Here is a 26365-nt window from a genome sequence, read left to right as displayed (position 1 = left end):
CCCTCCCCCACACGCCCCCCGCTGGTGGGGGGGGGGTTTTGGTTCGCGCGGGGCGGGGGGGGCGGGGGGCCCCGGGGGGGGGGGGCCCCCCGCCCGCCAGTCCGGCGCCGGGGGCTGGGAGAAGGTGCGGCGCCGGGACACCATCGAGGCGGTCGTCGGCGCCGTGACTGGAACCCTGCGCCGCCCGCAGCTGCTCGTCCTCGGCCGCTACAACACCGACCACGTGCTGCACCGGTCGGCCGCACCGTCCCCCTCAAGTCCGACCAGGCCCGCGCGGTGGCCGCGCACCGAGCGTCCCGTAGGCGGGGTGAGGGGTGCCGAGTGCTGGGAGGAGCTCGAGCCGGCGGTCCTGTCGGCTTTCAGCGTGCCGGCACCGCGCCGTGCGACGCGGCGGCCCTCGCGTAGAGCAGGGACGTGGCGGCGTGCAGGACCACTCCAGGCTCTCGCCTTCGAAGCGACACTTGCGGTCGCCGACCTGTCGGGCGGGTGCGTACCCGCTTCAGACAGGCACATCGTCGGCGGCTCCGTATCAGGGCGTATCGAGTCGTGATCAATTTGCGGGATGCGCCTTCGTGGCACGGTCCGGTCCGATAGACGGCCTTACGTGACGCGAGTGCACCTGACCCATCTGGACTGCGAGCTCATCGAGCCGTACTTGCCGATCGGCGAGTAGGGCCCGTACCCCGAGCGACTGCGGCAGCAGTTCGAGGGCGTGATGGCGGTTCAAGACGGGCGGGCAGTGGCGGGAGATGCCGACGGAGTGCGGCGCCTGGCCGCCGGCCACGACCGCTTCCGGCAGTGGCGTGACGCCAGCCCCACAGGCCGGGCAGCGTACAGCCCGCAGTTCATCCCCGTCCTGAACAAGGTACGGGTACGCGGGCCCGTCGGCCGGCCCCGCATCCGGCCGGACGCGGTCGCCGGGGACAAGGCGTATCCGTCCCACGGAAACCGCGCCCACCCGCGCAAACGCCGTATCAAGGCGGTCATCCCGGAGAAGAAGGACCAGGCCTCCAACCGGAAGAAGGCTCCAGAGGTGGCCGACCCGTCAGCCACGGCGCCGATCTCCACAAGGAGCGGAACACCGTCGAACGCCTGATCAACAAGCTCAAAGCATGGCGAGGCATCGCCACCCGATACGACAAGACTCCCGAAAGCTACCTCGCCGGTCTCCACCTGCGCGCCTCGATGATCTGGATCAAGGACCTCACCAGGACCGCCCGGTGATCACGACTCGAATTCCCCTAGGTGACGCCCGCTGAGGTGCCGGACGCCAAGGGCGGGCAGGAGTTGAGTCAACGGTCAACCAGCCGTGGACCCGGGGCCTCACCCGTGGATTCCGCGTCGGTGTCGTCGGTGCCGACCGGGCCGCGGGGAAGCATCCGGTCCAGCCACTTCGGCAGCCACCAGTTGGTCCGGCCGAGGAGTGTCATGGTCGCCGGTACCAGCACCATGCGTACGACCGTGGCGTCGATGAAGATCGCGGTGGCCAGGCCGAGCCCGAACATTTTGGCGGAGGGGTCCTCGGCGACGGCGAAGGACAGGAAGACCGCCACCATGATGAGGGCGGCCGAGGTGATGATCCGGGCGGTGCCCGAGACGCCCTCAACGATCGCCGTGCCGTTGTCGCCGGTGCGCAGGTACTCCTCGCGTACGCGGGAGAGGAGGAACACCTCGTAGTCCATCGACAGGCCGAACAGGATGGCGAAGAGGAACATCGGGATGAACGACACGATCGGAACCGTCGCTTCCAGCCCGATGAGTGCGCCTCCCCAGCCCCACTGGAAGACCGCGACCATGATGCCGTAGGCCGCGCCGATGCTCAGCAGATTCAGCAGTACCGCCTTGAGCGGCACGAGTATCGAGCGGAAGACCAGCATCAGCAGCAGGAACGACATCGCCAGCACGGCGGCGACGAACACCGGCAGGCGCTGGCTGGTGCGTTGGCCCACATCGGACAGGCTCGCGGAGGCGCCGCCGACGTGGGCCCTGGCCGGGCCGTGCCCGATCGCCGTGGGCAGCACGTCGGTGCGCAGCCGGGCGATGGTGTCGGCCGTGGCCTTGTCCTGAGGGCTGGTGGTCGGGAACACCACGAGGGTCGCGATGCCGGTGGCCCGATCGATGTGCGTCGGCTCGACCGACGAGACGCCCGGATCCGCCGCGACCGCCCCGACGAGTCGGTCCAGCACTCCCGGATCACCGGCGGGGTCCGCGGCGATGACGAGGGGACCGTTGGTGCCCGGGCCGAACCCCTCGGCGACGAGGTCGTAGGCCCGGCGCTCGGTACGGCTGTGGGGTAGTGAGCCGTCGTCGGGCAGGCCGACGCGCAGGCCGAGCACGGGCAGCGTCGCGGTCAGCAGCAGCCCCGCAGCCCCGACCGCGTACAGCACCGGGTGCCGGCTGACGTGCCCGATCCAGCGCCGCCACCCGTCGGCGGGAGCGGCGCCCGCCACCCTGTCCCGCCGCCGTGCGAGTCGGCCCGGCTTCCCGGTCTGCAGAGCCCGGCCGATCCGGCCGGCCCGGGCCAGGCGTGGGCCGGCGGCGCCGAGGAAGGCCGGCAGCAGCGTCACCGACGCGAGCACCATCGTCAGGACGACGATCGAGACGGCGAGCCCGCCCACCGTCATGAACGGCACGTTCGCGACCGCCAGGCCGAGGATCGACACGACGACGGTGCCGCCGGCGAAGACCACGGGCCTCCCCGCCGTGGCCACCGCTCGTCCGGCCGCCGCCTGCGGATCGAGCCCGCGCGCGAGGTATTCCCGGTGCCTGGCGAGCACGAACAGCGCGTAGTCGATGCCCACTCCGAGCCCGACCATGCTGCCCAGGACAGGGGCGAAGGTCGGGACGTCCGTCACCCCCGCCAGTACCGTCATCGTGGCGACCCCGACGGTCAGCCCGAAGACCGCCATGCCAATCGGCAGCGCGGCGGCGACGAGCGAACCGAACGCCAGGAACAGGATCGCGGCCGCGGCGAGGAGGCCGATCAGCTCGCTCGCGCCGCCGTCGGGGTCGGAGAAGGCGTAGAAGAGGTTCCCGCCCATCTCGATGCGCAGGGGCAGTTCGGCGCGCAGCCGGTCGCCGAGATCGACGAGGGCGTCGAGGTCTTCGGCCGACAGCCGGCTCTGGTCGGGGTACTGCACCCGGACGACTGCGATCCGCCCGTCGGCCGAGACGAGGCCGCCGCGCACGGCGGTGTCCCCGCCCGCGTCGAGCGCCCCCGCCGGGTCGCTCGTGCCGAGCACGTGCGGCAGCCGCTTCACCTCGGTCTGCAGCCGCGTGAGAGCGGTGCGCGCGCTGCCGTGGTCGAAGAACGTCGCACCGCCGTCGAGGGGGGTGACGACCACTTGGGCGGTCATCCCCTCCTGGCCGGTGCCGGCCCGCTCGATCAGTTCCGCGGCCCGTCGGGAGTCCAGTCCCGGAGCGGTCATCGAGTCCGCGGTCCGCCCGCCGAAGGCGATCGCGGCGAGGACGGCGAGCGTGGCGGCGATCAGCCATGCCGCGATCACCCGCCAGGGATGGCGGGCGGCGCCCCCGCCCAGGCGCAACAGGGCTTTCGACAGCATCGGGTCCTCCAACCACCTCGTCGGCCGTCCTTGTACGGCCGCCGATGCCGAGGCTCGCCGCCACGGCGCTCCGCGGCATCGGCCCGCGGGCCGCGGATCCGTCGGCCCCGGGGCGGAGTGACGAGCCGTCCTTTCGGCCGATGCGCGGCACGCTGCGGTCCCTAGGCTGAGAACCGTGCTCCGAGACGACCTGCGAACCCTGTGGACCGAACCCCGGCCGCCCGACGCGCCCGCCCGGGTGTGGCGGGACTGGGCGCTGCTCGCCGCGGGCCTTGCCGGTGTGGCGCTGGAGGCCACCCTGCGCGAGAACGTCGTGTGGCGGCCGGTGGCGGTGGTGTTCGCCGTATGGCTGTGCCTGCTGCCCCTGTGGCGCCGGACCCGCCCGCTGGCGGTGGTGACGCTGGCGTTCGGCTCGGTGATCCTGCTTCCGGTGGCCTCGCTCGTCGCCGCACTGCGCGAGCCCGTCGGCCTGTACACCGGCGCGGTGGTGCTCGTGCTGGTGTACGCGCTGCCCCGGTGGGGATCGGGACGCGAGATCGTGCTGGGCGGCGCGGTGATCCTCGCGGTCGGCGCGGTGTGTGTCGTCACGGACGAGACCCCGGTCGTCGAAAAGGTCGTGGGCTACGTCTTCCTGCTGCTGCCCGGCGTGATCGGGGCTGCCGTGCGGTTCCGGGTGACAGCGCGCGAGCGGCAGTTGGAGCAGGTACGCTCCCGCGAGCGCGAGCAGCTCGCCCGGGAACTGCACGACACGGTGGCCCACCACGTGTCGGCCATGGTGATCCTCGCCCAGGCGGGCCGGGTGCTCGCGGGCACCGACCCGGCCGCCGCTGTCGAGGCGCTGGAGGGGGTCGAGGAGGAAGGGGCGCGCACGCTGGAGGAAATGCGCGCCATGGTAGCCGCGCTGCGCGACCGCGGGGTCGGCGCCGAGCTGGCGCCCCCTGCCGGTGTCGCGGATCTGGAGCGCCTGGTGCGCACCCCGGGTGGTCGCCTCAGGGTCGACCTGGGGCTCGACGGCGAGCTGGACGCGCTGCCGCCGGCCGTGGACGCGGCCGTCTACCGGATCGTGCAGGAGTCGGTGACCAACGCGCTGCGCCATGCGGTCGACGCGACCGAGCTCGTCGTTCGGGTCGCCGCGGAACGGCACACGGTACGGGTGAGCGTGCGCGACAACGGCCGGCGCACCGGCCGGGGTCGCGACGGATACGGACTTACCGGACTGCGCGAGCGCGCGACGCTGCTCGGCGGCACACTACGAGCGGGCCCGGGTACCGACCGGGGCTGGCATGTCGACGCCGAACTGCCGAGAGCGAGGAGCGAGAGCGGTGTCCATTCGCGTCCTCGTCGCTGACGACCAGACGATCATCCGCACCGGGTTGCGGATCATGCTGAACGCCCAGCCCGGCATCGAGGTGGTCGGCGAGGCCGCCGACGGGCGGGAGGCGGTACGTCTGGCCCGCGAACTGCACCCCGACGTCTGTCTGTTCGACATCCGCATGCCCGTACTCGACGGGCTCGAGGCCACCCGGCTGGTCGCCGGCCCGGGCGTCGCCGACCCGCTGGCCGTGGTCGTCATCACCACGTTCGACCTCGACGAGTACGTCTACGGCGCGCTGCGTGCCGGCGCCCGCGGATTCCTCCTCAAGGACACGGGACCAGACCTTCTGGCGCAGGCCGTACGGTCGGCGTCCGACGGTGAGGCGCTCATCGCGCCCAGCGTCACCGTCCGTCTGCTCCAGGCATTCGCGGACCTGCCCGCCGGCCGGCCCGTGGCCCAGCCGGTCTCCCCCGTCACCGCCCGCGAGGAGCAGGTGCTCCTCGCCGTCGCTCGCGGGCTGACCAACACCGAGATCGCCGATGCACTGCACATCAGCCTCAGCACGGTGAAGACGCATCTGGCCAGCCTGATGGCCAAGCTCGGCGCCCGCAACCGGGTCGAGATCGCGATGTGGGCCTACGAAACTCGCCGTATCCTCCCCGGAACCTGAGCCGGGTGCCGGGCCATGCACCATGAGTCCCCGCCCGGACGCCAGTGCACCGGTCGGCTCACGTCGGCTCCACGTGCCTCACCTGCCACAGAGCGCGACGTACCAGAAGGCCGGAACCGGGACGGTGAGACACCCGATACGACAACCCTTTGAGCTGGCCAGGCCCTTGATCCGAGAGATAGGAGCAGCTTCCCATCACGGTTCGTGACGGTGCCTTCCAAACCTCCTCTGCAGTCCGGGGTGTCCGTTCCCCAGCATGGTGCTTGTGGGCCACGAACAGCGGTTCTGGGACTTGGTGTGGCCTGACGCCGACGGGGTCGTCGTGGACGGGGAGTGAGAGTGGCCGAGGCGCACCGTCACAATCGATGTACATGCCGGGGCAGGAGGCGGTGACGTGCCCCTCGTGCGGTGTGTCGGCGTCGCGGGTGCACAGCACGTACAGACAACGGAGGGCGGACCGCCCGATCGGGGGCCGGCGGGTGGTTCTCCGGCTGATGGTCCGCCGGTTCTTCTGCGACAACGCTGCCTGCGAACGCCGAACCCCCGGGGAACAGGTGGAACACCTGACGGCGCTGGCGCCGCACCAGCGGCGGACCGTGGGCGTGGCCCGTACGGTGCGGGCGATCGGTCTGGCCGTCGGCGGCCGCGCAGGTGGCCGGCTGGTCGGCTACCTGCCGGTGAGGGCGAGCCGGGACGTGATCGTGCGGGAAGTCCGCCGGCTCCCGGCCCCACCGTACGGCCAGGGTCGCAGTGTTGGGGATCGACCAGTTCGGCCTCCGCAAGGGCGCTACCTACGGCATTGTGCTCGTCGACGCGAAACACGTCGGCCCATCGATCTGTTGCCGGACGCACCGCGGACACGGTGGCCGCCTGGCTCGCCGACCATCCCGGCATCAAGGTGACCTGCCGGGACCGGTGCAGCATTGAGCCCCGCCGCCCCCGCGTCAGCGGACGGGCTCGGCCACTCGGGCGAGCAGGGCGGCCGACTCCTCCGGTGCGAGGGCGTGGTCGTACACGAGCTCGCCAGTCATCCCGGGGAAGAAGCGGCCAGCCGGCCAGTTCCTCTGGTACGTGGGTGGGTCGAGGACGACGAGCCGGACGCCGTCCACGACGGGGATGTCCGCCGGTTTGCCTTCGTTCCAGATCCACTCGCCATCGGCGCCGACCAGGTTGAAGGAGCCCGTGGTCGGCACCATCCCGGGCTGGTCACGGCAGCAGGCGACGGCCTCCGCCGACGGCGCCTGCCCCTCCACGAGGCCCCGGCCGATCAGGGCGTCGGCGAGGAGCGTGTGCAGCTGAAAGTTGTCGCCGACCCCGGAGGCGCGCAGCGCAAAGCCGGCGCCAGTGGCGCGGTCGAGCGCGATGAGCGGCTCGTCGTCGAGGACGGCGAGTGCATACGCGAGACACTTGAACGGCTCGTCCGACAGCTCCGCCACCCGCGCAACGGCGGCCGCCAAACCCTCGCGACCGGGGACCTCTCGGCGCACCTGCGGGGAGTTGAGCATGGCCACGCAGGCCATCTCGAACTGTGGGAGCGCCTGCCAGGCCATGATGGGCTCGAAGCCGATCCGCTCGAAGTCGGCCTCTTCCAGGCCTTCGCCATCGTGGTCGGGCAGCTCGCCACGGCCCGCAGTCGCCCACCGCTCACAGAAGACTGCAGCCTGCTCGAAGGCGTCCAGGGCGCTCGCGAACACGGCGGGAGCGCAGGCCAGCGGGTCGGCACCCCGCTCCACGCACGCGCCGCTCAGCACGGCTACGACTGCTCGCGGCCCGGGCGGCACCTGCCCGAGCAGAGCGGAGAGCCGAGGCCCCGCCGCCCGCAGGTCTGCGTCCGCCGCTTTGGCGAAACCGTGCGTCAGCTGCGCGAAGGCACGCTCCGCCGCGTCAGCGTCCTGGGCCTGTACAGCCGCTTCGAAGGCCCCTACGGCGGCGCGAAACCGCCCACGTCCGAATATCATCCGCGCACCCTAGCTGACGCCTCCGACAGCACATCCGTCCGGCTCACCGCGGACAGCCCCGGCGCGCCGGTCCAGGGCGCGCGAGCCCCGGCAAGACGCGACAGACGAGCATTAGCTGGCCGGCTACCGGCCGGCCCCTCCGCTATGACGCCTGACCACAGGTCAGCAGCTGCTGCCCGGCAGGGCTCGAGCCGCGGATGGGTTGTCGGCCCTGGATTACATCCGGTGGCGGCCGCCGAGTGAACTGCCCTTCGACGGCTCCGACGTCCTCCTGCGCTGAACCTGCGAGCATCCTGCGCTGCCCTTCGAGTTCGAGGACCCCCTGGAGGTCTGGTCGGTCGGAATGGTGCAGTACCACGGTGAGGACGGATGCCCGCACGCCCACCAACCCGATCGATGCCCTGACGGCCGTCCGCGCCCGGTTCGGCCGCTGAGGCCACCGCGGCCCCTGAGGCCGCCGCCCCGGCCCCCGAGCGGGGGCGGGCGCGGATGGTGACGGGGGCTGCGTCCGTCAGGCGGTGGCGGGCAGCGCCTCCAGTCGTTTGACGAGGCGGCGGAGCACGAGCAGCGGGATCACCCCGAAGACCCCGAAGGAGATGTCGATGAGGCTCCAGCCGAAGGGGATGCCCCGGACGGGCCCGCAGATCAGGGCCAGGGGGATGATGCCGGCGCAGGCGACCATGCCGGCATCGATGATCCAGACGTTGCGCACGGGGTCGCGCAGGACTCCGTAGAAGAAGACGGCGATCACCAGGTGGGCGAAGGCGAGCCAGTCGGTGCCGTAGAGGAGGAACGGATACTGCGCCTCGGCCTGGTCCAAGCCCTCCCCGACCCGGCTCAACCACGCGTGGGACACGAGGGAGTTGGCCCAGCGCAATTCGGTGACCAGGGGGAAGGCCGTGAGCCCGCTGAGGACGAGGCACACGATGAACAGGACCAGCCAGGCACGGATACGCCGCTGGAGGGCGTTTCTCTCGCTCATGGCAGCACCCTACGCCCAGAGTTGAACGCGTTCAGCAGATTTTCTGAACGCGTTCATTTCTGTGGCGATGATCACAGCCCGGCGATGGTGTTCCAACGGCGGGGCCAAGGAGCGGCGCTCCACGGGGCTGACGGCACGGGCCACGGCCAGGCGCTTGCGCATGGCCTCGTCGAGGAACATCAGCGGGTTCTCGGCCAGCTCCGCCGTTCTCCTTGTCCTGCGAGGCGGCCAGCACCTCGCGGCGGCCGGCATGGCGCCGACGTGGTTGACGAAGGCGGCGAGCCCGGCGGCCACCTCCGGGACGGAAACAACCGCGTGCAACGCGCTCCGGTGCACCGACCTGACGGAGTCCACTAACGGCTGGTTGCCCTCACCGGCGGCAGACGGACGAGCAGTGGGCGTTGATCGAGCCGGTGATCACCGCGGGAAGGACCGGCATCGCTCGGTCAGCGGTCACCAGGGTGCCTACGAGATGCGGGAGATCGTCAACGCGATCCTTTACCAGGGCCGGACCGGCTGCCAGTGGGCCCGGGACCCGGCGAAGAGGGTGCCGGGCCGCAAGCGGGGACTTGCCGTGGACGTGCTGGGTCTGGTCATCGCCGTCATCGTCCTGGCCGCGAACACCCGCGACAACGCAGCCGGCATCGCCCTGCTGGACCAGGTCGCCGAGCACACCGGCGACACCGTCCTCAAAGCCCTGGTCGACCAGGGCCTCAAGACGGCCGTGGTCGCCCACGGCACCGCGCTCGACATCGACGTGGAGATCGTCGAACGCAACCCGCAGGACAGAGGGTTCGTCCCGCAGCCGAAGCGGTGGATTGTCGAGCAGGCCTACGGAATCCTGATACTGCACCGGCGCCTGGTCCGCGACTACGAGCACCGCCCCGCCTCCTCGGCATCCCGCGTCTACTGGGCGATGACCCAGGTCATGGCCCGCCGACTCACCAACGCGAACACCCCCACCTCGTGATCCGCAGGCGGTGGCAGCGTGAACATCGAGCCACTCCTCGACGCGCTCGGCCTCCAAGAGGACGCCGCCCCGGGCCCTGGCCGACGACCTCGACACCCAGAGCGAAGAGCAGCTGCACGGCCGACTGTGGGAAGCCGAGACGCACCTCGAACACCTGTCGATTACCCGGAAGACCGTCACTGGCCTCGCCGACCGCCTCCCGGCCGCCCCGCCGGACCTACCCGAGCACCGGACTACCCCCGCATCCTCGCTGCCTTCAACGAGGCCACCAGCCCTCTCCGAGCCCGCGATGTCTGCGAAGCCCTCGACCACGAACTGCTGTCAAAGAACATCGAGAGCACCCGCGCCAAGCTGAAACGCCTGGTCAAGCTCGACTTCCTTGCCGAGGTCGACAGCGGCAGCCGGTCACCACGACCAAGCTGTGACCACGACCGATCGGCCACCCCGAATCGGCGCCCCTCTTGCTACCAGATCCACATCCCGCCGAGGACAGAAGCCCGACCGCTCTCGCCGACGCCGACCATGTGGGCCGCCTCGGAACCACCGCTTGAATCGGAGTCCAGCGGGATGACGAAGCGGTGCTCTCCGAAGACCAGGGCGAGAATCCGATCTGGATCCAGTTCATAGCCGTCGACGGTCTTGCCGATGTAGCAGCGCATGAGCTCCAGCGACCCTGGTGCGGGAAAGCGCCACTCGCGGCCCCCGTACACCCCCGAGGGGTCGCTCAAGGCCCGCAGAATCGGTCCGTCGAAGTGCAGCTCGACGTAGTCGCGCACGAAAGACACGGCGCTGACTTCCAAGCCCATCAGCAGCTGGAGCGGGTCGTCCAAATGGTTCGCATTAGTCACAAGCCCATGCTGCCAAAGGCCTCCGCCCGCCCCGTCATGCGTCCGCCCACTGGCCGACTCGGGACCGGAACGGCCAACTACACGCCGACCTGCTGCGACACATCCGGGCGCAGCGGTACGTTCCGGCCGACCGTGCGCAGCCGCCCGTCCTGGTAGAGGCGGCCGAGGAAGAGGTACAGCGGGCGGGTCAGGGTGCCGGTGACGACGCCGATGACGGCCGCGGTGGTGTCGCGGCGGCTGTCTTTCGTCTGCCCCGGTACCCGGGGGTATATCGGCTGGTCAACGGACTTCCGTCGTGGCGTCGGCAGCGTGGCCGCGTGCGGTGCTCTTGTCATGTCTGATCGGTAAGGTTCGATCATGACTTTGGATCAAGGCCTGAACGGCCATATCGGCACGGGGCCGGTACTTACGCGCGGTGGCGAGGCCGAGACCTGCGCCGACCCCAGTGCTGTGATGACGCTCTTCGCTGATTCAGGGCAGACCGCGGGCGCGTTCACGAGCTACCGCTCGACCTTCGTCGAGGGTGCGACCGGCGCGCCTGCGCACTTCCACACGCGCGCCTGGGAGTCGTTCTTCGTGCTGAGCGGCTCGCTCCAGGTGCTGCTCGGTGAGGAAGTGACCATCCTGCACCAGGGGGACTTCCTCGCCGTGCCGCCGGGCACCCCGCACGGCTTCCGCGCCGCCCCCGGCTCGGGCGCCGACGTCCTGTGCGTCTTCACACCGGGCATGGACCGCTTCGACTACCTGCGCTTGCTGGGGCAGGTCACCCGCGGTGAGGAGCCCCCGAGCCGGCTCGCCGAGACTTCTGGGCGCTTCGACCATCACTACGTCGACAGCCCGGTCTGGCGCGCGACCCTGGAGGCTTCGGAGTGATCACCCCAGACACCCGCATCCGGATCGCCCGCCCCTCCCGCAACCTTGCGGCCGCAGAGCGCTTCTACGTCGAGGGCCTCGGGCTCGACGTTCTGTGGCGCACAACCGAGCGTGTCTCCGGCGAGCATGATCTGGTGATGCTCGGACTCCCGGGCGGCTCCTGGCACTTCGAGCTCACTCACGACCCCGAGCGGCCACTGGAGCCCACGCCCACGGTAGACGACCTCTTCGTCCTCTATCTCGGTGCCCCGGTCGACGATGCCCTCGTCGACCGCCTCCTCGCCGCAGGCGGCACCCGCGCCACGGCACACAACCCCTACTGGGACCAGTACGGCGTCACCGTTGCCGATCCTGACGGCTACCGCCTGGTGCTTTGCACGCGTTCCTGGAGTGCCTGACGTCCGCTGCCGTTGACGGGGACGGGGTCATGGGCAGGGGCCGGGTGAACAAGCCCGGTTAGGTTCTGAGACCGAGGTCGGCGCCACAGAGGCGTTCCGCGTTCCCCCTCGGCCAGTGGGGCACCAGCAGCGCAAGGCCCTGCGCGCCGGGGAGCTCGAGGAGCGCCGCAAGACGCTCCTGGACGCGCCGGAGGCCGGGACGGTGTGGGAGCCCGGCGAAGAGGCGTGGGAGGCCAAGCTCGCCGTACTCCGGGCCTACCGGCAGGCCACCGGGCACCTCGCGCCCCGGCAGGACGCCGTCTGGGGCGAGGACGACGAGATGATGCCCATCGGGCAGAAGGACCCGACCGGGCGGCGAAGCGTGCGGCACAGCACAGCTCACCACGATCCGGCCCACCGCGGTCGGAGGGACGGAGGCAGGCAGAGGCAGTGGGCGGTCATCTGCTGCCGTACGTACGTGGTGATGTCGATCGTGGTCGGGGTGGTGGTGCTGGCTTCGACGAAGCGCAGCGCCCCGGCGGTGGGCCGGGGCGATGGCGTGGTGCGCCCGGTGGCCACCGGCGGGCGGTCTCCGGCTGGTCGGGGGCGACGTCGTCGCCGTCGCTACCGCTGGCGGGGCCGCTGTCCCACTCCGCGGCCACGGTGCCGGTCTCACGGTAGCGGGCGACGGCCAGCTCGTCGACACACACCGTCCAGACCGGGGCCCTGCACGCCTACCTGCGCTGGCGCAACATGCACACCCGACACCCCGACGTCCTCGCCGCACAACGACGCGAACGCGCCTGCCTCCGAAGCAGAACGACCCGTCCGGGCGCCCGGCTCGGTCACCCGTCCCCGCCCTTGCGATACTTCCGACATGGACATGCCTGGTCTGCGCGCGCTGTGCGCCCTCCTGCTCCTCGCGCCCGCGCTCGGCGCATGCTCGCTCCCTCCGTCCTTCGGGAGTTGCAAGCGCACCGGTCCGTACGTGGCGGAGCTGGCCAAGGTGCCGGTGCTGGAAGTCCGACCGGACCGGGCCACGCCCCTCGGCGGCGAGGCCGGACCCCATGCGCGCTGCACCGAGGAGAGTGGTGTCGCCTGGCTGTCCGCGGAGCGGCTGTACTCATACAGCGGGAGCCGGGAGGAGGTGCTGGAGTACTACGACCGGGCCGCGCCGAAGGTCGGGTGGCGGCCGGCGCGGGACCATCACCTGGTGCCGGATGACCAGCGGCCCCGCTTCTGCTTCGAGTCCCGCGGGCGACCGAGTGTCACGCTCGGCTTCCACACGGCACAACAGCTGCGCGAGGCCTACGGTGTGGATCCGGGGCCGGAGGCCGACGCGACTGGACCACGCATCTGGTTCTCGGTGAGCACATCAGCGCAGAACGACGGTTCGTCCTTCAGCTGTTAGGCCTTGGGGGGCCTCGTCTGGTGGCGGATGGCCGTTGTGCCGTGCCTTCGATGCCAAGGTCGCACCATGCGCCCGAGTGGGCTTCAAAGAAGTTGCGTGAAGTTGCGGATGGTCACCCCGAGGGCGTCGAACGCGGCCAGGATCAAGGACCGGGCCAGCGCCCCGAACACGAGGGCACCGACCGGGCCGTCATGGCCACGCCGGAAGAGCGCCGGGCGACCTCGGGCATCGCCCCCGTACGCCGGGTCCCGGCGAGCCGGGCTGCGGGCCCGGGTCTACGCCGACGTCCTGCGCCCGGGGCGTGAGCGCCCGTAGCGGGAACCTGGGCAAGCCGCGATACGGAAGGGCGTGCCCAGGCCCTTATATGGCTTGCCCAGCCGCTCAGGCTGCCAGGCCTGCCGCTACTTCAGCAGGGTGCGGAACTCTTCGAAGTCGAGGACCCCGTCGTGGTTCGCGTCGGCCGTCATGGCCTTCTTGACCTCTTCGGCGAGGTGCCCCTGGGCGCCCTCGGCCTTGAACCCCTCCGCCAGTTCGACGATGTTGATCCGCCCGTCCCCGTCCGTGTCGATCTCGTCGAACAGCGCCCTGAGCTCGGCCTCGTTCATGACATACCTCTCTCACGTTTCACAGGACCCCGAAGGCCCACATGCCCCACCACCCTGCCACACCATCAACATCACGCTGACGGCCAAGCCTTCGGACGGGACCGCCTCGCCGACCAGCGCCCCGGGCCCCCACACTGACGCCGGAGCGGATCAAGCAAGCAGCCAAGGCCGGGGGAAAGGGGCAGAGCAGCCAGAATTCACTGCCGAGAAATGGAATCCAGGTTCGCGCGGCCGCCGCCGGCCTCGAAGTAGACGTCCTGCCCGCCCTCGGCGGCGATCCGCTGCAGGTCGGCCTAATGCGGCGCATCCGGCCGTCGTCGGTCGAGCCGGGCGCGGCGGTGAAGCCGAACCGGGCGGGGTCTCGGTGACCATGCCGGTCTGCCTCGGCCTCTATCCTGGCTCCGGCTTCGACCGGCGGGTCTGGTCCGTCACGTACCGCTCGACGGTGCGCTGCGAGATGCCCAGCAGGCTGGCGACGGCCTTGGTGGAGCCGTGCTGCTGGCGTACGAGGTAGCGCACCTAACCGCCGGCGGACTTCGGGACGGGGCGGGTGGACGCCTGCTGCTCGGCGCGCTCCAGGCTGTCGCGCACGATGCCCATGCCGACCTTCCCTTGTGTTCAGGGCCTCTACTTCGTGTGACCGATCGGCGGCCACGGTAGACGGTCAAGGAGGAAGAGTACGGTCCAGGCCGTGTGGAGCAGGACGGCCACGATGCGGGCCGGCCGCTTCGGCAGGGTCGCTGCCCGTAGGCTCCCGTACAGGGTGGGAAGGCATATCAGGGCCGCGAGGAGGCTCTGGGTGATTAGCCAGCCGCTGCTGGGGGTTTTCCCCTGGTCATGGATCGACTGGCACACCGCATACAGGATCCAGGAGAGCGATAGCAGGGGGACGGACAGTACCTTCCGGCGGACGAAGACATCGAACCCGTCGAGTTCCTCGTCCGAGCCTTCGATGAGCCCGAGGTAGATGGCCAGCTGCCGGCGCCGCGTGAGCGGCCGCGACTCCTCGTCCTCCTCGGCTGGAGCTTCATGACGCGGTAGGGACCTGAACCAGGCGTCGAGTTCGGCGGCGGAGGCCTGCATGGCCTTGGGCGACCCGTCATTGCTGGTGGCTGGCTTGTCCAACGTCTGATTGGACACGGGTTGGACGGGGTCTTGGAGCGCTTGGGCGGGCGGTTCGGCGATCTCCTCGCGCTCGGACGTGGGCGCCGGCTGGAGGTCTTCCTCGATAAGTGCCTCGTCTTCCAGGCCTTCGGCGGTGATGTGCTCCAGCCGCGCCTCGAAGTCGGATTCGTCGTCCACGACGTCCGCGGCGTCCCGAGGCGCGGGGACGGGGGTCGCGGGCGGAACGGCGGCCAGCTCTTGTGTCTCTCGCTCCAGGCGCCGGATCTCCTCCTGCGCGGCGAGGACCTCGGCCATCCAGAACTCCTGCTGCTCCTCCGCTGTCATCCGGCGGCCGCTCGCACGCTCCTGCTGGACCTGGACCCGGCCCAGCCGCTCCCGGGCCTGTCCGAGCTGGCGCTCCAAGCGCGCTCGCTCGCGTTCGTCGCCGAGCTTGAGCTGGAGCTCTGCGTTCTGCAGCCGGCTCTGGGTGTAGGCGAGCATCGGCCGCAGCTCGGCCAGGTGCTTCTCGGCGTTCGCGGCGAGGGCCTGGTACTTGATGACCTGCTGGAGGGCGTCGTCGCGCCGCTGGTGGTGGCGTACCAGCTCGCCGGCGCCGGACGGGGAGCGGCTGGCGCGCCGCTCGGCGTCGGCGGCGTTCCACAGCCGCAGCGCGTGGACCGCCTTGGTCTTACGCATGGGGCCGGGCGGCGTGAAGGACTCCACGAGGCGTCCGACGAGCTCCTTGGGGATGAGCTGGGAGCCGTTGAGATAGTTGCCCCAGCTGGAGCTGCTGCGCCCGAAGCGGTCGGCCAGGCCGCGCACGGGCGTGGTCTTGGTCAGGTCGACCAGGAAGAGGGCCAGCCGGCCGCCCGCGGTGTCCTCGTCGATCTCACGCTGCGGTGCCACATCGCCCCTTCCCCGCTGTGCAGTCCACCCGTGACCATGCGATGTCCACGCCCATAGGCCCCCCTGGCCCGGCACAACGTTCCAGGTCTGCCCTTGGACACGCTTTTCGGGGCGAAGATCTGCTCACCCCATCGGGCCTACCACCAGGGAGCGCATCGTGAGCCGGTCCACTCTGTACGCCTTCTTCGCCCACGACGTCCTCGGCAACATCGTCGCCACGATCCTGCTCGCCGTACTCGCATACACAGCAAAGAAGATCTGGACTTGCCTCCGCAAGCGGAACGACCAAACCCGCACCACCCCCCAGTAGCCAGTCGCCAGCCCGTGCGGCCCGACCTGCAGGGCGAGCCGCATGCTGAAGCCCCCGCGCGATCACGCACGGGGGCAAAGCCGCGTCAGCAGACGGGAACGGACCACTCGGTGTCGGTGGGGCGGTGTCTGGCCGGGGCGTCGCCGTTCGTGAAGGCGTTGGCGGCCGCGTACTGCCCTTCCAGGGGCTGGTGGCGATCCGGTACCACCAGCCGTCGTCCCTGGCGGATTCGATCTCGGGAGCGTAGGCGGACACCCACCGCGCGGGGGTGTGGCCGACCAACAGCGGCAGCGACGCGACCGGCTCGACGCCCGCCAACTCGAGCGCTCGCCGGGCTCGGAGTCAGTAGGCCGGCTCGTGACGCGGACTACTGCCCTGTAGACACTTCCTCGCACCTCTGCCCCCGGCCCTGACCTGCGGTGGTGGGCGAAGAGGCCTTGGCCGCCGGCCCGGCCGGAGGGTGGGAGGTGGCTGCGTCGGGGAAGAATGGTGTTAACCAGCCTGGTCTGGTGGGAGACCCCGCACTACCAAGCAGTCACCAAGCAATCACTACTGGTGGCTGGCGGACGGTACGGGTGGTCTCGCTAGGCTTTGCGCGGCCCGGCGCCGCGCGCTTGACGGCCGGCCCACTTCCGCCCCGATCGTGGGAGCCGACCGTGATGGGCTCCGATCGAACGGCAAAGAACCGTGTGTGCCGCTCTGGCCGTGCATGTCCGCACGCACCCCGACAAGACTGTCGTGACCCTGGCCGGCGAAATCGACCTCGACACCAGCTCCCAGGTCACGGAAGCAACCGCCGCCCTGCCCCTGGAGGGCCACGTCCTCGTCCTGGACCTGTCCGGCGTGACCTTCATGGACTCCACCGGCCTGAACCTGCTCCTGGCCCTGCGTGCACGCGCCCAAGCCGAAGGCGGCCGCCTGGAACTCACAGGTGTTCCCCGGCAGGCGCTGCACGTGCTCGAGCTCACCGGCACCCGCCACCTGTTCGCCCTGCACCCCGCCACCGACCGCGGTCCCGGCCCCGACCCCGGCCCCGGCCTCCCGCCACAAGCCGCCGGGCAGGCCGACCGGTAGCCGGCTCCCGCCCCGGCCCACACGACGGCCGCTCGGAGAGAGGGGCGGAGCGGCCAGCGGTGCCGCGAGACCCGGCGGATCGCGGGGATGCAAACACCGGCATGCCCCAGCGGCACCTCCACCGCTCGTGCCGCACCGCACCCACGCCCGCCAAACCGCCGGTCGGCCGCCCCCCGCTCTGATGCCGTACTGCAAGTCCCCGCCCTCTGGCGACTGGGCCTGCGGAAGACGAGCAACCCACACGCTCACACCCCGCAACCGGACACATCGAAGCCGTGACGCCCTCCGGCTCGTGACAACGGGCACGGATGCGGCGAGCAGAGGCTTCATCGACGTCGCGGCCAAGCCCGAACCCGCCGCTGCCACTACCAGCACCGAGGCCACACACACCTCAAATCGGGTGCACGCCGGCGTCGGCTGACCAAGGTGTGTTGCCGAGGCCGAAAAATGCTCGCCCTCGCTGGCCCGTTCGAGGGACGGCGTGCGGCAAACGGATGCCCATGCGTCCGAAGCACGAAGGTGTGCGGCAGACCTCCTTCTGCTGCCTCTCAGACCTGGAGGCCCTACATGGCTCGGCTCCTCACGGCCGGCATTGTCTCGGCGGCGCTGATCACGCTGGGAATTCCGGCGACCACCGCTGCCGCCACCGCTCCCACCTGTTTCGGCATTCCAGCGACCCTCACTGGCGCCGGCACCCTCACCGGTACGCGGGGCGCGACGTCATCGTCGGCTCCGCGGGGGCCGACGTGATCGACGGACGCGGCGGCAACGACGTCATCTACGGCCTCGGCGGCGACCGGCTCGACGGTGGGGAGGGCGACGACGCGATCCGCGGTGACGTGTCGGTCGACAGCGGAGATGCCGAGGGCGGCGGCAACGACGTCCTGCACGGCGGCGCGGGCGCCGACTTCATGGTCGGGGACTCTGAGACCGACGCCGGCGGCGACGCCAAAGGCGGGGGCAACGACCGGATCTACGGCGACGACGGCGACGACGTGCACATCACCGGGGACAGCGTCGTCCTGGGCGGCAACGCCGAGGGCGGCGGCCGGGACCACCTGGAAGGCGGCAACGGCGACGACGGCCTGCTCGGGGACTTGGCCGCGCCTTCCAGGGATTCGGAACCGGCGCCGGCGACGATGTGCTGCTCTCCGGACCGGGGACCGCCGAAAGCATCGTCGGAGACAGCGAAGGCATCGACGGGGCCCGTGGAGCCGGCGGCGACGACATCATCGACCTCGGCGCCGACGGCGGCATCTTCGCCATCGGCGACCACAACATCGGCGAAGCGCAGGGCGGGCAGGCAACCGGGGCGGGCAACGACCGGATCACCGGTGGAACGGCGGACGACTTCCGCTACGGCGACAGCTCGGTCGGCGATGCCTCGCAGACGTCCGCGGGCAGAGATGTGATCGACGGACGTGGCGGCAACGACTACCTCTTCGGTGACAACGTGAACTTCAACGGAGACACGACCGTCGGCACGGCCGGCGGCCGCGACAAGCTGAAGGGCAACACCGGCAATGACACCATCTTCGCCGGACCCGCCAACGACCTCCTGGACGGCGGCGCCGACACCGACTCCTGTGACGGCGAAGCCGGCAACCACGACGTCGCCGTGCGCTGCGAGTCCGTCACCAACGTCCCCTGACACCTGACCCGTGCGGGAGCAGTCGACGCTCTGGCCGCGCAGATCTTCTCCACCGCGCGGCCGGGCGATCGCGTGATCTGAGCACGGACTGCAAGGTCGTTCCGTCACCGCTTGCCGCCCGAGGGGACTGGGGTCCGTGCCAGTCCAGGCACAGGACGGTGGCGTCGTCCTTGGTAGAGGTCGGTGAAGCGGCGGTCGGTGACGATGGCCATCGTCACCCGCAGACCGCCCGGCCCCGAACGGAACCATCGGTCACCAGGACTTCGCCCGGCACCGCCGACGACCCAGTGCCCGGCGCTGTCAGCCGGGGCACCCACACCGGCGCCGCCCAAGCCGTCCAGCTGCCCCCGTCTTCGCTGATGGGCCCTGCCGCGGCCGTCGGCTGACTCGCCGACCTCACGATCACCCTCGCCAGGGACGGGCGCATCGAGGGCCGCTGCTGGGGAACACGGACGACGAGACCCTTCGCAGGGAGGCCTTCCGTGTCCGACGCCCTCGACCCCGTCACCGACCACACCGACCGCCCGGGCCCTATGCCCTCCGCAGCCCACCCCGAGTACGACGGTCTGGAGGCGGTCTACCACCGGATCCGCCAGGCGGTCACCGCCCGCGCCGACCGTCTGTGGGACACCGCCTTGGCCCTCCACCGCGACCCTGAGCCGGCCTACGCGGAGCACCGGGCGGCCGGGCTGCTCACGTCGGAGCTGGCGCGGGAGGGCTTCCGGGTCGACCGCGGGACGGCCGGGGTGTCCACCGCGTTCAGCGCGTCGGTCGGCAGCAGCGAGGGGCGCAGGGTGGCCCTGCTCATGGAGTACGACGCGCTGCCGGGGCTCGGCCACGCGTGCGGCCACAATCTGATCGCCGCGGCCGGGCTGGGGGCGGCCCTCGCCGTGCGGGCTGCTCTCGGCGACCTCCAGGGCTGCCTGCTGGCGGTGGGCACGCCCGCGGAGGAGCGGGGCGGGGGCAAGGTGACCCTCGTGGAAGCCGGGGTGTTCGACGGCGTGGACGCGGCTTTGATGGTGCATCCCGGCGTGCACAACTGGTCGTGGGCACCGCTGACGGCCAGCGCGCAGGTCCGGGTCGCATTTCGCGGCCGCGCCGCCCACCCGACCGGCAACCCGAGCGAGGGCATCGACGCGCTGGGCGCCTTGGTCCAGCTGTTCAACACGCTGGGTGTGCTGCACCGTCGGCTCCCGCCCGGGTCTCACGTCCAGGGCATCATCACCGACGGCGGACGGGCCACCAATATCGTGCCCGAGTACGCCGAAGGGCTGTTCGGGCTCCGCGGCGCGACCACGGCCGCGCTGGAGGCGCTCGTGGGCGAGCTGCAGCGGTGCGCCGAGGGGACGGCCGCAGCCACGGGGAGCGCGGTCACCGTGGAACGGGTGGGCGGACGCTACGAGCACTTCCGTGACAACCCCGTACTCTCCGCAACGTTCGCCGGGCACCTGGCGCGGGCCGGGATCCAGCTGACGGATCCGGAACCCGGCGTCTACCTGGGGTCGTCCGACATCGGCAACGTCAGTACGCGCCTGCCGGCCATCCATCCGTTCATCGCCATCATGGACGCGGCCGACGGCTGCGACCACACTCCCGCGTTCGCCGACGCGGCCGCATCGCCGCGTGGCCGCCGCGTCCTGCTGGCCGCAGCACAAGCACTCGCCTGCACAGCGGCTGAAGTGCTGCTGCGCCCCGACGTCAGCACCCGAGCATGGGCAGCGCTGCGGGAGAAGGCCGCGGCAGGCCTGTGAGTTTTACGGCCGGGCGGGCCGGGCCGCGGCCTCCTCGGCCACCGCACCGCAGGGATGGAAGGGCAACAAGCCGAGTATCCGACGGCCTCTCGGTCTACCCGGAGGCCGCCGCGGAGCGGCCGAGCGCGGGGCGCCGCGAAAGGCCGTCACCGTTGATGAGTCCGCATACACGTCCTCACCCAGTCTTGCCCGGTGACCTAACGCCACATGTCAGCCCCGTCTCGCCCACTCGGGTCCATCGTCAGGAGGTTTTCGTGGAGACCTGAGAGGGGACGGCCGGTGGGACATCCGTCCTCGCCGGACTCCATGACCACCCAGCCGATATCGACCCCAGGAACGTTCACGTCCCCGCCGCAGTCGAGCTCGTCCACCGCGGCGAATACCGCTTCGTAGGCGATGGCTCGAGCCAGCAGCACCAAGTCGTCCCGGTCTGCCCCCGCGTCCAACAAGCGCCGAGCTGCAGCCACCTGCTCCAGAGCTCCCGGGTCGGCCCAGCCGTCGATCGCGCCCCGCCACAAGGAGCGAAGCAGCACGAACCGTGCCAGCTGCGGCTGGTTCTCATCGATCTCGGACCGCACCCAATCCGGTGCGTCAGCCGCACCAAGGGCCTCGAACTGCGTCCGAAGTGACTGCGCCACAGCTCGCTTCGACGATGGCAGTCCGGACAACCACGACTGCCACATCGCCTCGACATCACTCATCGCACCAGGATGCCCCACCGGACACCAGCACCATCCTCATCGCCGTGGGGCGACGTCGTTTCTGGTGAACATCCGCAACACCCAAGATCGCCAACTGCTGCCCAAATCGCCGATCAATCGCTGCTGCTTCACGTGAACGAAGCCGCCCCGCTGGTGCACCCGTCCCGAAGCAGCACAGGTGAAGCCAACCTCGCCGAGACGGTGAACTTGACCGCAAAGCTCGGCGTCGCCACCTGATCACTTGCCGTTGTCTTCGGCGAGGGTGTGGGCGACGAGGGCGTTGGCGTGGCCGTGGCCGATCCCGTGCTCTGACTTGAGCCAGTTGACCAGCTCCATGTGCTTGGTCAGCGAGGAGGCGCGGATGAGGTCCTTCCAATCGGCGATCGGGCGGCCGTACTTCTTCTCGATGGAGGGGAAGTAGCTGGCAGGACCCTTCACGGCGTTGGTCATGGGTGCCCCGTTTCATATCGTGTTGATCTTGGTCGAGTAGATCATGCCCGTTCGAACGTCGGACGGATAGGCGGCGGTCGACACATGGAAGAAGGTCTTCACAACAAGCCGAAGCACCATGCCCCGACCCCGGGATCCCTCCGGCCGGCATTCGAATACAGGTGATCACGGAGACCGGGTCCGAGAAGCGGGAGGTGGCGTCCGCAGGACGAAGGGAGCTCCACGCGGGCCGACTGCCGGTGCTCGCCCCCTCGCTGGACCTGCTCCCCGAACCCAGAAACAGGTGATCGATAGCATCGCGTCGCGGCAGTGGCCTGACGAGGTGTGGAACTATGAGCGATGACGTCCTGTCGATCATTCCGAGTGATCCGCGCTGGCAGCCGGATCATGATGCGGTTGATCGCGTCATCGCGCTCGTTGAGGAGCTGACTCCCGGAGTTGCCGACGGCGTGGACGTGGAGATCGACGTGACGTGGCCGACGTGGTGACCCTCGTCGACTGTGGTGTCAACCTGGAGAGAATCGGCTGCCCCTTGTGCCAGGCGTCCATCGGCACGGAGTGGTGGGGCGACCGCCTGGGTGCTGACTGCGACGACGGCTTCACCACGCTCGCGACCGAGGTCCCGTGCTGCGGAGGACCAACCACTCTGGACGCCCTGGAATACGACTGGCCCTGTGGTTTCGCCCGCTTTGAGATCGCCATCCGGAACCCCAAGCGCCACTGGTTCAGCGAGGACGAGCTGACGGTGCTGGCGGACCGGCTGGGCCATCCGGTGAAGCAGATCCGCGCCCACATCTACATCCCGGCAGCTCAGGCGGTTGCCTGTTGCCGCCCTTGGCATCAGGACGGATCGCCGCGTACAGATCGACCTTGGACTTCGGCAACACCCGGGCTGCGCCCTCGTCGTGCAGAGCACAAGGGATCACCGGCGGGCGCAGCTCCACGCGCCCATGCCCTGCATGGCGGCCAGCTTCTGGGCAGTAGCGATTTGCTCCGACCTGCTGGCGAGGTCGGCGCGAGGGGCGTATCGGGCACCGCCTGCGGCATTCCAACTCGATTGTGTGAACTGCAGACCTCCGTAATGGCCGTTTCCGGTGTTGGCATGCCAGTTGCCACCGGACTCACACTCGGCAATGGCATCCCAATTGACCTTTTGTTTTGACAAGTGCTCAGCGGCATGAGCGCTGAAAGCGCTCGTTGATACCAGCTGACAAAGAACCGACGCGCACAAAAAGGGCAGCCAGGCCATGCGGGCGGTTCGGCAGCGTTCGTGGAAACGGGACATTGATCCTCGGTAAGTCGTCAGTCGGCCCAGGAAGACCGGTGTGGCTGGTGGTTTCACGCCCTCAGGGGCTTTGCAGGAGCGGCCACCCGGTGCGCGTGGGCGCCCCGGGTGCCCATGGTGACGCGCGCGCTTCGCGTCGTCCCTGATTTCGGAGATGGCAAAGGGGTGTTCTTCGGACAGGGTGGATACCACTGCGTGGCTGGGCGTTCTCCGGTTCGTTCGTCCTCTGTGCTGCGGCCGGCCCTGCTCCAGCACCCGCGGTAAGGGAGCCGGCTGCTGGCCCAGCCACACGGTCAACCGCATGCTTGCTGCCTGTCAGGGGCGGGGCTGAGACCGACGCTTGCGAGACTGCGGCCGGGTGTCACCCGCCTGGCCGGTGCTCGGCGGCCGTACTGGCCAGCGCGGCAAGCTTTCGGTACTCCAACTCGTCGGCCTGCCGGACTTTGAGCTGGACCCGGGAGGCCTCAAGGAGCGTCTGCAGAGCGGTGAAGGCGGCCGCGTACGCCTGCTCCCGGCCCATGGCGCCGACGGGGTCCCAGAAGATCAGCAGCTGCTCGTTGCGGCGGGTGCCGTCCGGGGTGGCGAAGGCCAGCTCGTGGACAACCAGCCGAGGCTCATCGGCAGGAAGAGCCTCGAGGAGTTCCTCATGGGTCAGGTTGGCCTCCACCTCCACTGCCAGAGAACCGGCCGCGCCCTGACGGTGGAGGATCACGGTGTTGACGTCCCTCCGCTCGGACAGGTGACGGAACGCCTGAAGGGAATCTTCGGAAAAGACAGAGGGGCTGCTCACACATGCCTCGCTTCACTCGTGGCCAGGACCTGCCCAGTCAACGTCCTAGCCCTCACCGAAGATGCGCCAGCGACCACCGGCGCAAGGGCCGCGGCCGCGGCCTCGCCGTCTCCGTACGCCGGGGCGTACGTTGGACGACTCAGCTCGTGTCCGGGTCCGGGTCCGGGCCGGCGCGGTGACAAGCCTGGCAGATCACCAGCCACTCCGGTCGCCTCCGCTGCCCGGTGACCTGGACCGCCCCCGGAGAGCCCGATGCAGTCGTCGGCATCGGTTCCACCGGAGGTCCGTGCACCCGGCCCGGCAGGCGTCTGCCTCAGCGGCCACCGCCCGGGTGACGCCCCGTAAACCGGCGGGCGCGTGCAGCAGCCGACCCCGAACGCCTGGAGCGGGATGCACTGACCCACTCGCCCCCAGGAGTCCTCCATGCTCAAATGCACAGCAGAGCACGTGAGCGAGCAACGCCTCACCGCGGCGGAGCAAGACCTGCCCGCACAGCAGGGCCAGACCTGGAGCGGCTGGCACGAATCAAGATCATGACCTTCGTGCGGCACCGTCGGTGTCCGGCGAGCCGGAAGCCCGCCGCGGCGTGGGCCTCCTACGATCTGGCAGGTGTGCGTGAGTGGGCCTCCTCAAGCGGCCAGCCCCCGGCCCCGTGCCGTGGGGACGGCAGGCGGAGGGGAGCCCGGCGAGCGGGCCAGGGGCGTCTTCATGGCCCTGGTGTCGTACTGACGCGCCAACCCCGCGCAGGCAGTACTCGCCCAAGCCGCCCAGGTCGCTGGCTGCAACGCACCGGACCTGGCGGCGGCCATGGCCCGCCATGCACCACTTCCGGGCCGCCTCGAGCAAGCCGTACGGTCCGCGGTCGAGCAAGCCCGCTGCTCCCCCGACCACCACACCGAAGCCGCTGGCCGCCTGCGCCCGCAACCGCATCCCCCGCGAGCAGCTGGCCCGCTTCCGCGCCCTGCGCCGCCGCCTCCTCGCCGCCCCCGACGACAGCCGGCTGCAGGCCGGGCTGGAGGACGCCGCCTACACCCTGTGCGGCTGATGGGCCGCACCACCGCCTACCGCGCCCTACAGAAGCCGAGCTGTTCCTCGCCGTCAACCGCATCACCACCACCGGCACCGGACACACGACCCCGGGATGAAAGCGCAGGCAGGGCCGGTGTAGCCCCGCGACCGACGCGGTCACTCGGCGCTGCTCCACGAGGCGGGGGTACCCCGACCGGGGAAGACCGCAGCCGGCCCACCTGGCGCCGCTGCACTGGGGAGGATGCCTTCGCTCCTCGCAGACCTCCCGAAACGGCAGCCTGTGGGCGAGCGCACGGCACCGCCGACGAGGGCAGGTGAGGAGGCCACGGGCGGGGGTGACACCAGCCGCTCGGAGCACCGGTAGCGGTGGCCGCGGGCAGGCTTCGGCAGCCTCGGTCCGAGCCAGGCGTCCGCCCCGACGACTGGCGTTCAGCGGCGGTGCCCCCCGGAGGGGGCCGCCGCCTGGTCCGCCGGCGACGGCTACACGACCACTGCCGGCATCGAGGACACACTTGACATAAGGCGACTCAAGTTTTATGTCTCGTTTTGAGAGGTTTTCCTGCGGATTCGAGCGCCATGACGGGAGGCCGGAGATGGCCCGCGCAGTTGGTATTGATCTTGGAACGACGAACTCGGTGGTCTGCGTCCTGGAGGCCGGCGAGCCGACCGTCATCACGAACACAGAAGGGGCGCGGACCACGCCGTCGGTCGTGGCCTTCGGCAAGAGCGGCGAGGTGCTGGTCGGGGAGATCGCCAAGCGCCAGGCCGTCACCAACGTGGACCGCACCGCCCGCTCGGTGAAGCGCCACATGGGCGACGCCTCGTGGCGCTTCCCGGAGAACGGCGACGTGGACGGCAAGCGGTACACCGCGCAGGAGATCTCGGCCCGTGTGCTGCAGAAGCTCAAGCGGGACGCCGAGGCGTACCTCGGCGAGGACGTCACCGACGCGGTGATCACCGTGCCCGCATACTTCAACGATGCGCAGCGCACGGCGACCAAGGAGGCCGGCGAGATCGCGGGCCTGAAGGTGGCGCGGATCGTCAACGAGCCGACCGCGGCCGCTCTCGCCTACGGCCTGGACAAGGAGAACGACCAGACCGTTCTCGTCTTCGACCTCGGCGGCGGCACTTTCGACGTGTCGCTGCTGGACATCGGCGAGGGCGTCGTGGAGGTGAAGGCCACCTCCGGCGACACCCACCTGGGCGGCGACGACTGGGACCAGCGGATCGTCGACCACCTCGTCCGGCAGTTCAAGAACGGGTACGGCATCGATCTGTCCACGGACAAGATGGCCGCGCAGCGCCTGCGCGAGGCCGCGGAGAAGGCCAAGATCGAGCTGTCCGCCGCGACCGAGACAACGATCAACCTGCCCTATGTCAGCGCCTCCGCCGAGGGCGCGCTGCACCTGGACCAGAAGCTCACCCGGGCCCAGTTCCAGCAGCTCACCGCCGATCTGCTGGAACGCTGCGAAGGCCCGTTCCACCAGGCCGTCAAGGATGCCGGGATCAAGGTCTCCGACATCGACCACGTCATCCTCGTCGGCGGCTCCACCCGGATGCCCGCCGTCACCGACCTGGTGAAGAAGCTCACGGGAAAGGAGCCGCACAGGGGCGTGAACCCGGACGAGGTCGTCGCCATCGGCGCCGCCCTCCAGGCCGGTGTCCTCAAGGGTGAGGTCAAGGACGTCCTGCTCCTCGACGTGACCCCGCTGTCCCTCGGCATCGAGACCAAGGGCGGCATC

At 70.3% G+C, this 26365-nt stretch carries 27 protein-coding genes and 5 pseudogenes; 18 read left to right on the top strand and 14 right to left on the bottom strand.

The window, feature by feature from the left end; translation table 11 throughout:
- Window positions 1-604: 604 nt before the first annotated feature.
- Window positions 605-1224 (top strand): annotated as a pseudogene (locus ABZ924_RS31570) (transposase).
- A gap of 68 nt (window positions 1225-1292) precedes the next feature.
- On the opposite strand, the gene ABZ924_RS31565 reads toward ABZ924_RS31570, so the two are convergent.
- Window positions 1293-3563 carry an MMPL family transporter gene (locus ABZ924_RS31565; RefSeq protein ID WP_361917373.1) on the bottom strand — a complete coding sequence of 757 codons (2271 nt, stop codon included), beginning with the start codon at window positions 3561-3563 and terminating at the stop codon, window positions 1293-1295.
- A 175-nt stretch (window positions 3564-3738) separates the two neighbouring features.
- Between ABZ924_RS31565 and ABZ924_RS31560 the strand changes: the two genes are divergently transcribed.
- The 3 genes from ABZ924_RS31560 (at window position 3739) to ABZ924_RS31550 (ending at window position 6450) form a co-directional block, all read left to right on the top strand.
- The gene (locus tag ABZ924_RS31560; protein ID WP_361917370.1) at window positions 3739-4911 is read left to right on the top strand and encodes a histidine kinase; all 1173 of its coding nucleotides are present in this window, start codon (window positions 3739-3741) and stop codon (window positions 4909-4911) included.
- Window positions 4886-5548: a response regulator transcription factor gene (locus ABZ924_RS31555; RefSeq protein WP_361917367.1), complete on the top strand. Its 663-nt coding sequence runs from the start codon at window positions 4886-4888 to the stop codon at window positions 5546-5548. Before ABZ924_RS31560 ends, ABZ924_RS31555 begins: the two co-directional genes overlap by 26 nt.
- 365 nt (window positions 5549-5913) lie before the next feature.
- Window positions 5914-6450 carry a transposase family protein gene (locus ABZ924_RS31550; RefSeq protein ID WP_361917364.1) on the top strand — a complete coding sequence of 179 codons (537 nt, stop codon included), beginning with the start codon at window positions 5914-5916 and terminating at the stop codon, window positions 6448-6450.
- A 42-nt stretch (window positions 6451-6492) separates the two neighbouring features.
- Here ABZ924_RS31550 and ABZ924_RS31545 read toward each other — a convergent pair whose 3' ends face one another.
- The 3 genes from ABZ924_RS31545 to ABZ924_RS31535 all read right to left on the bottom strand — a co-directional run bounded on the left by ABZ924_RS31545 (window position 6493) and on the right by ABZ924_RS31535 (window position 8782).
- Window positions 6493-7299 (bottom strand): hypothetical protein, encoded by an 807-nt coding sequence (locus ABZ924_RS31545; RefSeq protein ID WP_361917361.1) that lies wholly within the window; start codon window positions 7297-7299, stop codon window positions 6493-6495.
- A gap of 718 nt (window positions 7300-8017) precedes the next feature.
- Entirely contained in the window at window positions 8018-8488 is a 471-nt protein-coding gene (locus ABZ924_RS31540; protein ID WP_361917358.1) for a hypothetical protein, read from the bottom strand.
- Between the two features lie 9 nt (window positions 8489-8497).
- The gene (locus ABZ924_RS31535) at window positions 8498-8782 is read right to left on the bottom strand and encodes a hypothetical protein (RefSeq protein ID WP_361917356.1); all 285 of its coding nucleotides are present in this window, start codon (window positions 8780-8782) and stop codon (window positions 8498-8500) included.
- 107 nt (window positions 8783-8889) lie between these two features.
- On the opposite strand from ABZ924_RS31535, the pseudogene ABZ924_RS31530 reads away from it, so the two are divergent.
- Window positions 8890-9458, top strand: a pseudogene (locus ABZ924_RS31530) (transposase).
- A gap of 464 nt (window positions 9459-9922) precedes the next feature.
- Here the strand turns inward: ABZ924_RS31530 and ABZ924_RS31525 are convergent.
- A complete protein-coding gene (locus tag ABZ924_RS31525; protein ID WP_361917353.1) occupies window positions 9923-10306 on the bottom strand; it encodes a hypothetical protein in 384 nt (127 codons plus the stop codon).
- Between the two features lie 77 nt (window positions 10307-10383).
- Complete coding sequence (locus tag ABZ924_RS31520; protein WP_361917350.1) at window positions 10384-10641, bottom strand: hypothetical protein; 258 nt, start codon at window positions 10639-10641, stop codon at window positions 10384-10386.
- Between the two features lie 22 nt (window positions 10642-10663).
- On the opposite strand from ABZ924_RS31520, the gene ABZ924_RS31515 reads away from it, so the two are divergent.
- From ABZ924_RS31515 to ABZ924_RS31505, 3 genes and pseudogenes are all read left to right on the top strand, one after another.
- Entirely contained in the window at window positions 10664-11179 is a 516-nt protein-coding gene (locus ABZ924_RS31515) for a cupin domain-containing protein (RefSeq protein ID WP_361917347.1), read from the top strand.
- Window positions 11176-11577 (top strand): VOC family protein, encoded by a 402-nt coding sequence (locus tag ABZ924_RS31510; RefSeq protein WP_361917344.1) that lies wholly within the window; start codon window positions 11176-11178, stop codon window positions 11575-11577. The genes ABZ924_RS31515 and ABZ924_RS31510 overlap by 4 nt, the downstream gene beginning before the upstream one ends.
- Window positions 11578-11644: 67 nt before the next feature.
- Window positions 11645-11914 (top strand): annotated as a pseudogene (locus tag ABZ924_RS31505) (helicase); the annotation flags it as partial.
- A 41-nt stretch (window positions 11915-11955) separates the two neighbouring features.
- Here the strand turns inward: ABZ924_RS31505 and ABZ924_RS31500 are convergent.
- Entirely contained in the window at window positions 11956-12135 is a 180-nt protein-coding gene (locus tag ABZ924_RS31500; protein WP_361917341.1) for a hypothetical protein, read from the bottom strand.
- 126 nt (window positions 12136-12261) lie between these two features.
- On the opposite strand from ABZ924_RS31500, the pseudogene ABZ924_RS31495 reads away from it, so the two are divergent.
- Window positions 12262-12372, top strand: a pseudogene (locus ABZ924_RS31495) (IS630 family transposase); the annotation flags it as partial.
- A gap of 61 nt (window positions 12373-12433) precedes the next feature.
- A complete protein-coding gene (locus ABZ924_RS31490; protein WP_361917338.1) occupies window positions 12434-12967 on the top strand; it encodes a hypothetical protein in 534 nt (177 codons plus the stop codon).
- A gap of 401 nt (window positions 12968-13368) precedes the next feature.
- Here ABZ924_RS31490 and ABZ924_RS31485 read toward each other — a convergent pair whose 3' ends face one another.
- The 3 genes from ABZ924_RS31485 to ABZ924_RS31475 form a co-directional block, all read right to left on the bottom strand.
- Window positions 13369-13572 (bottom strand): EF-hand domain-containing protein, encoded by a 204-nt coding sequence (locus tag ABZ924_RS31485; protein WP_361917335.1) that lies wholly within the window; start codon window positions 13570-13572, stop codon window positions 13369-13371.
- A gap of 390 nt (window positions 13573-13962) precedes the next feature.
- Window positions 13963-14091 (bottom strand): hypothetical protein, encoded by a 129-nt coding sequence (locus tag ABZ924_RS31480; RefSeq protein ID WP_361917332.1) that lies wholly within the window; start codon window positions 14089-14091, stop codon window positions 13963-13965.
- Between the two features lie 108 nt (window positions 14092-14199).
- The gene (locus tag ABZ924_RS31475) at window positions 14200-15582 is read right to left on the bottom strand and encodes a hypothetical protein (protein ID WP_361917329.1); all 1383 of its coding nucleotides are present in this window, start codon (window positions 15580-15582) and stop codon (window positions 14200-14202) included.
- A 157-nt stretch (window positions 15583-15739) separates the two neighbouring features.
- Here ABZ924_RS31475 and ABZ924_RS31470 point away from each other — a divergent pair, with 157 nt between their 5' ends.
- The 5 genes and pseudogenes from ABZ924_RS31470 (at window position 15740) to ABZ924_RS31450 (ending at window position 20368) form a co-directional block, all read left to right on the top strand.
- Window positions 15740-15892, top strand: coding sequence for a hypothetical protein (locus tag ABZ924_RS31470; RefSeq protein WP_361917326.1), 153 nt, complete (start codon window positions 15740-15742; stop codon window positions 15890-15892).
- Window positions 15893-16597: 705 nt separating this feature from the next.
- Window positions 16598-16966, top strand: a complete 369-nt coding sequence (locus ABZ924_RS31465) for an STAS domain-containing protein (RefSeq protein ID WP_361917323.1) — start codon at window positions 16598-16600, stop codon at window positions 16964-16966.
- Window positions 16967-17274: 308 nt separating this feature from the next.
- Window positions 17275-17871: pseudogene (locus ABZ924_RS31460) on the top strand (hypothetical protein); the annotation flags it as partial.
- A 236-nt stretch (window positions 17872-18107) separates the two neighbouring features.
- Window positions 18108-18617, top strand: coding sequence for a hypothetical protein (locus ABZ924_RS31455; RefSeq protein WP_361917320.1), 510 nt, complete (start codon window positions 18108-18110; stop codon window positions 18615-18617).
- A gap of 533 nt (window positions 18618-19150) precedes the next feature.
- The gene (locus tag ABZ924_RS31450) at window positions 19151-20368 is read left to right on the top strand and encodes an amidohydrolase (protein WP_361917376.1); all 1218 of its coding nucleotides are present in this window, start codon (window positions 19151-19153) and stop codon (window positions 20366-20368) included.
- 197 nt (window positions 20369-20565) lie between these two features.
- Here the strand turns inward: ABZ924_RS31450 and ABZ924_RS31445 are convergent, their stop codons facing one another.
- The gene (locus tag ABZ924_RS31445; RefSeq protein WP_361917317.1) at window positions 20566-21069 is read right to left on the bottom strand and encodes a hypothetical protein; all 504 of its coding nucleotides are present in this window, start codon (window positions 21067-21069) and stop codon (window positions 20566-20568) included.
- A 237-nt stretch (window positions 21070-21306) separates the two neighbouring features.
- Window positions 21307-21519, bottom strand: coding sequence for a DUF4287 domain-containing protein (locus ABZ924_RS31440; RefSeq protein WP_361917314.1), 213 nt, complete (start codon window positions 21517-21519; stop codon window positions 21307-21309).
- 332 nt (window positions 21520-21851) lie between these two features.
- On the opposite strand from ABZ924_RS31440, the gene ABZ924_RS31435 reads away from it, so the two are divergent.
- Window positions 21852-22007: a hypothetical protein gene (locus tag ABZ924_RS31435; RefSeq protein WP_361917311.1), complete on the top strand. Its 156-nt coding sequence runs from the start codon at window positions 21852-21854 to the stop codon at window positions 22005-22007.
- A gap of 434 nt (window positions 22008-22441) precedes the next feature.
- On the opposite strand, the gene ABZ924_RS31430 is transcribed toward ABZ924_RS31435, so the two are convergent.
- Window positions 22442-22804, bottom strand: coding sequence for a transglycosylase family protein (locus tag ABZ924_RS31430; protein ID WP_361917308.1), 363 nt, complete (start codon window positions 22802-22804; stop codon window positions 22442-22444).
- A 361-nt stretch (window positions 22805-23165) separates the two neighbouring features.
- Window positions 23166-23594, bottom strand: a complete 429-nt coding sequence (locus tag ABZ924_RS31425) for a cofilin family protein (protein ID WP_361917305.1) — start codon at window positions 23592-23594, stop codon at window positions 23166-23168.
- An 817-nt stretch (window positions 23595-24411) separates the two neighbouring features.
- On the opposite strand from ABZ924_RS31425, the gene ABZ924_RS31420 reads away from it, so the two are divergent.
- Complete coding sequence (locus tag ABZ924_RS31420; protein WP_361917302.1) at window positions 24412-24639, top strand: DUF5133 domain-containing protein; 228 nt, start codon at window positions 24412-24414, stop codon at window positions 24637-24639.
- 577 nt (window positions 24640-25216) lie between these two features.
- The coding region (gene dnaK, locus ABZ924_RS31415) for a molecular chaperone DnaK (protein ID WP_361917299.1) at window positions 25217-26365 on the top strand (1149 nt) is incomplete at its 3' end.

Origin of the sequence: Streptomyces sp. NPDC046876 (assembly GCF_040645035.1) — a bacterium.
Classification (GTDB): Bacteria; Actinomycetota; Actinomycetes; order Streptomycetales; family Streptomycetaceae; genus Streptomyces.
The sequence above is the reverse complement of the archived record's forward strand: the minus strand, read 5'-3'. Positions and strand labels throughout refer to the sequence as shown.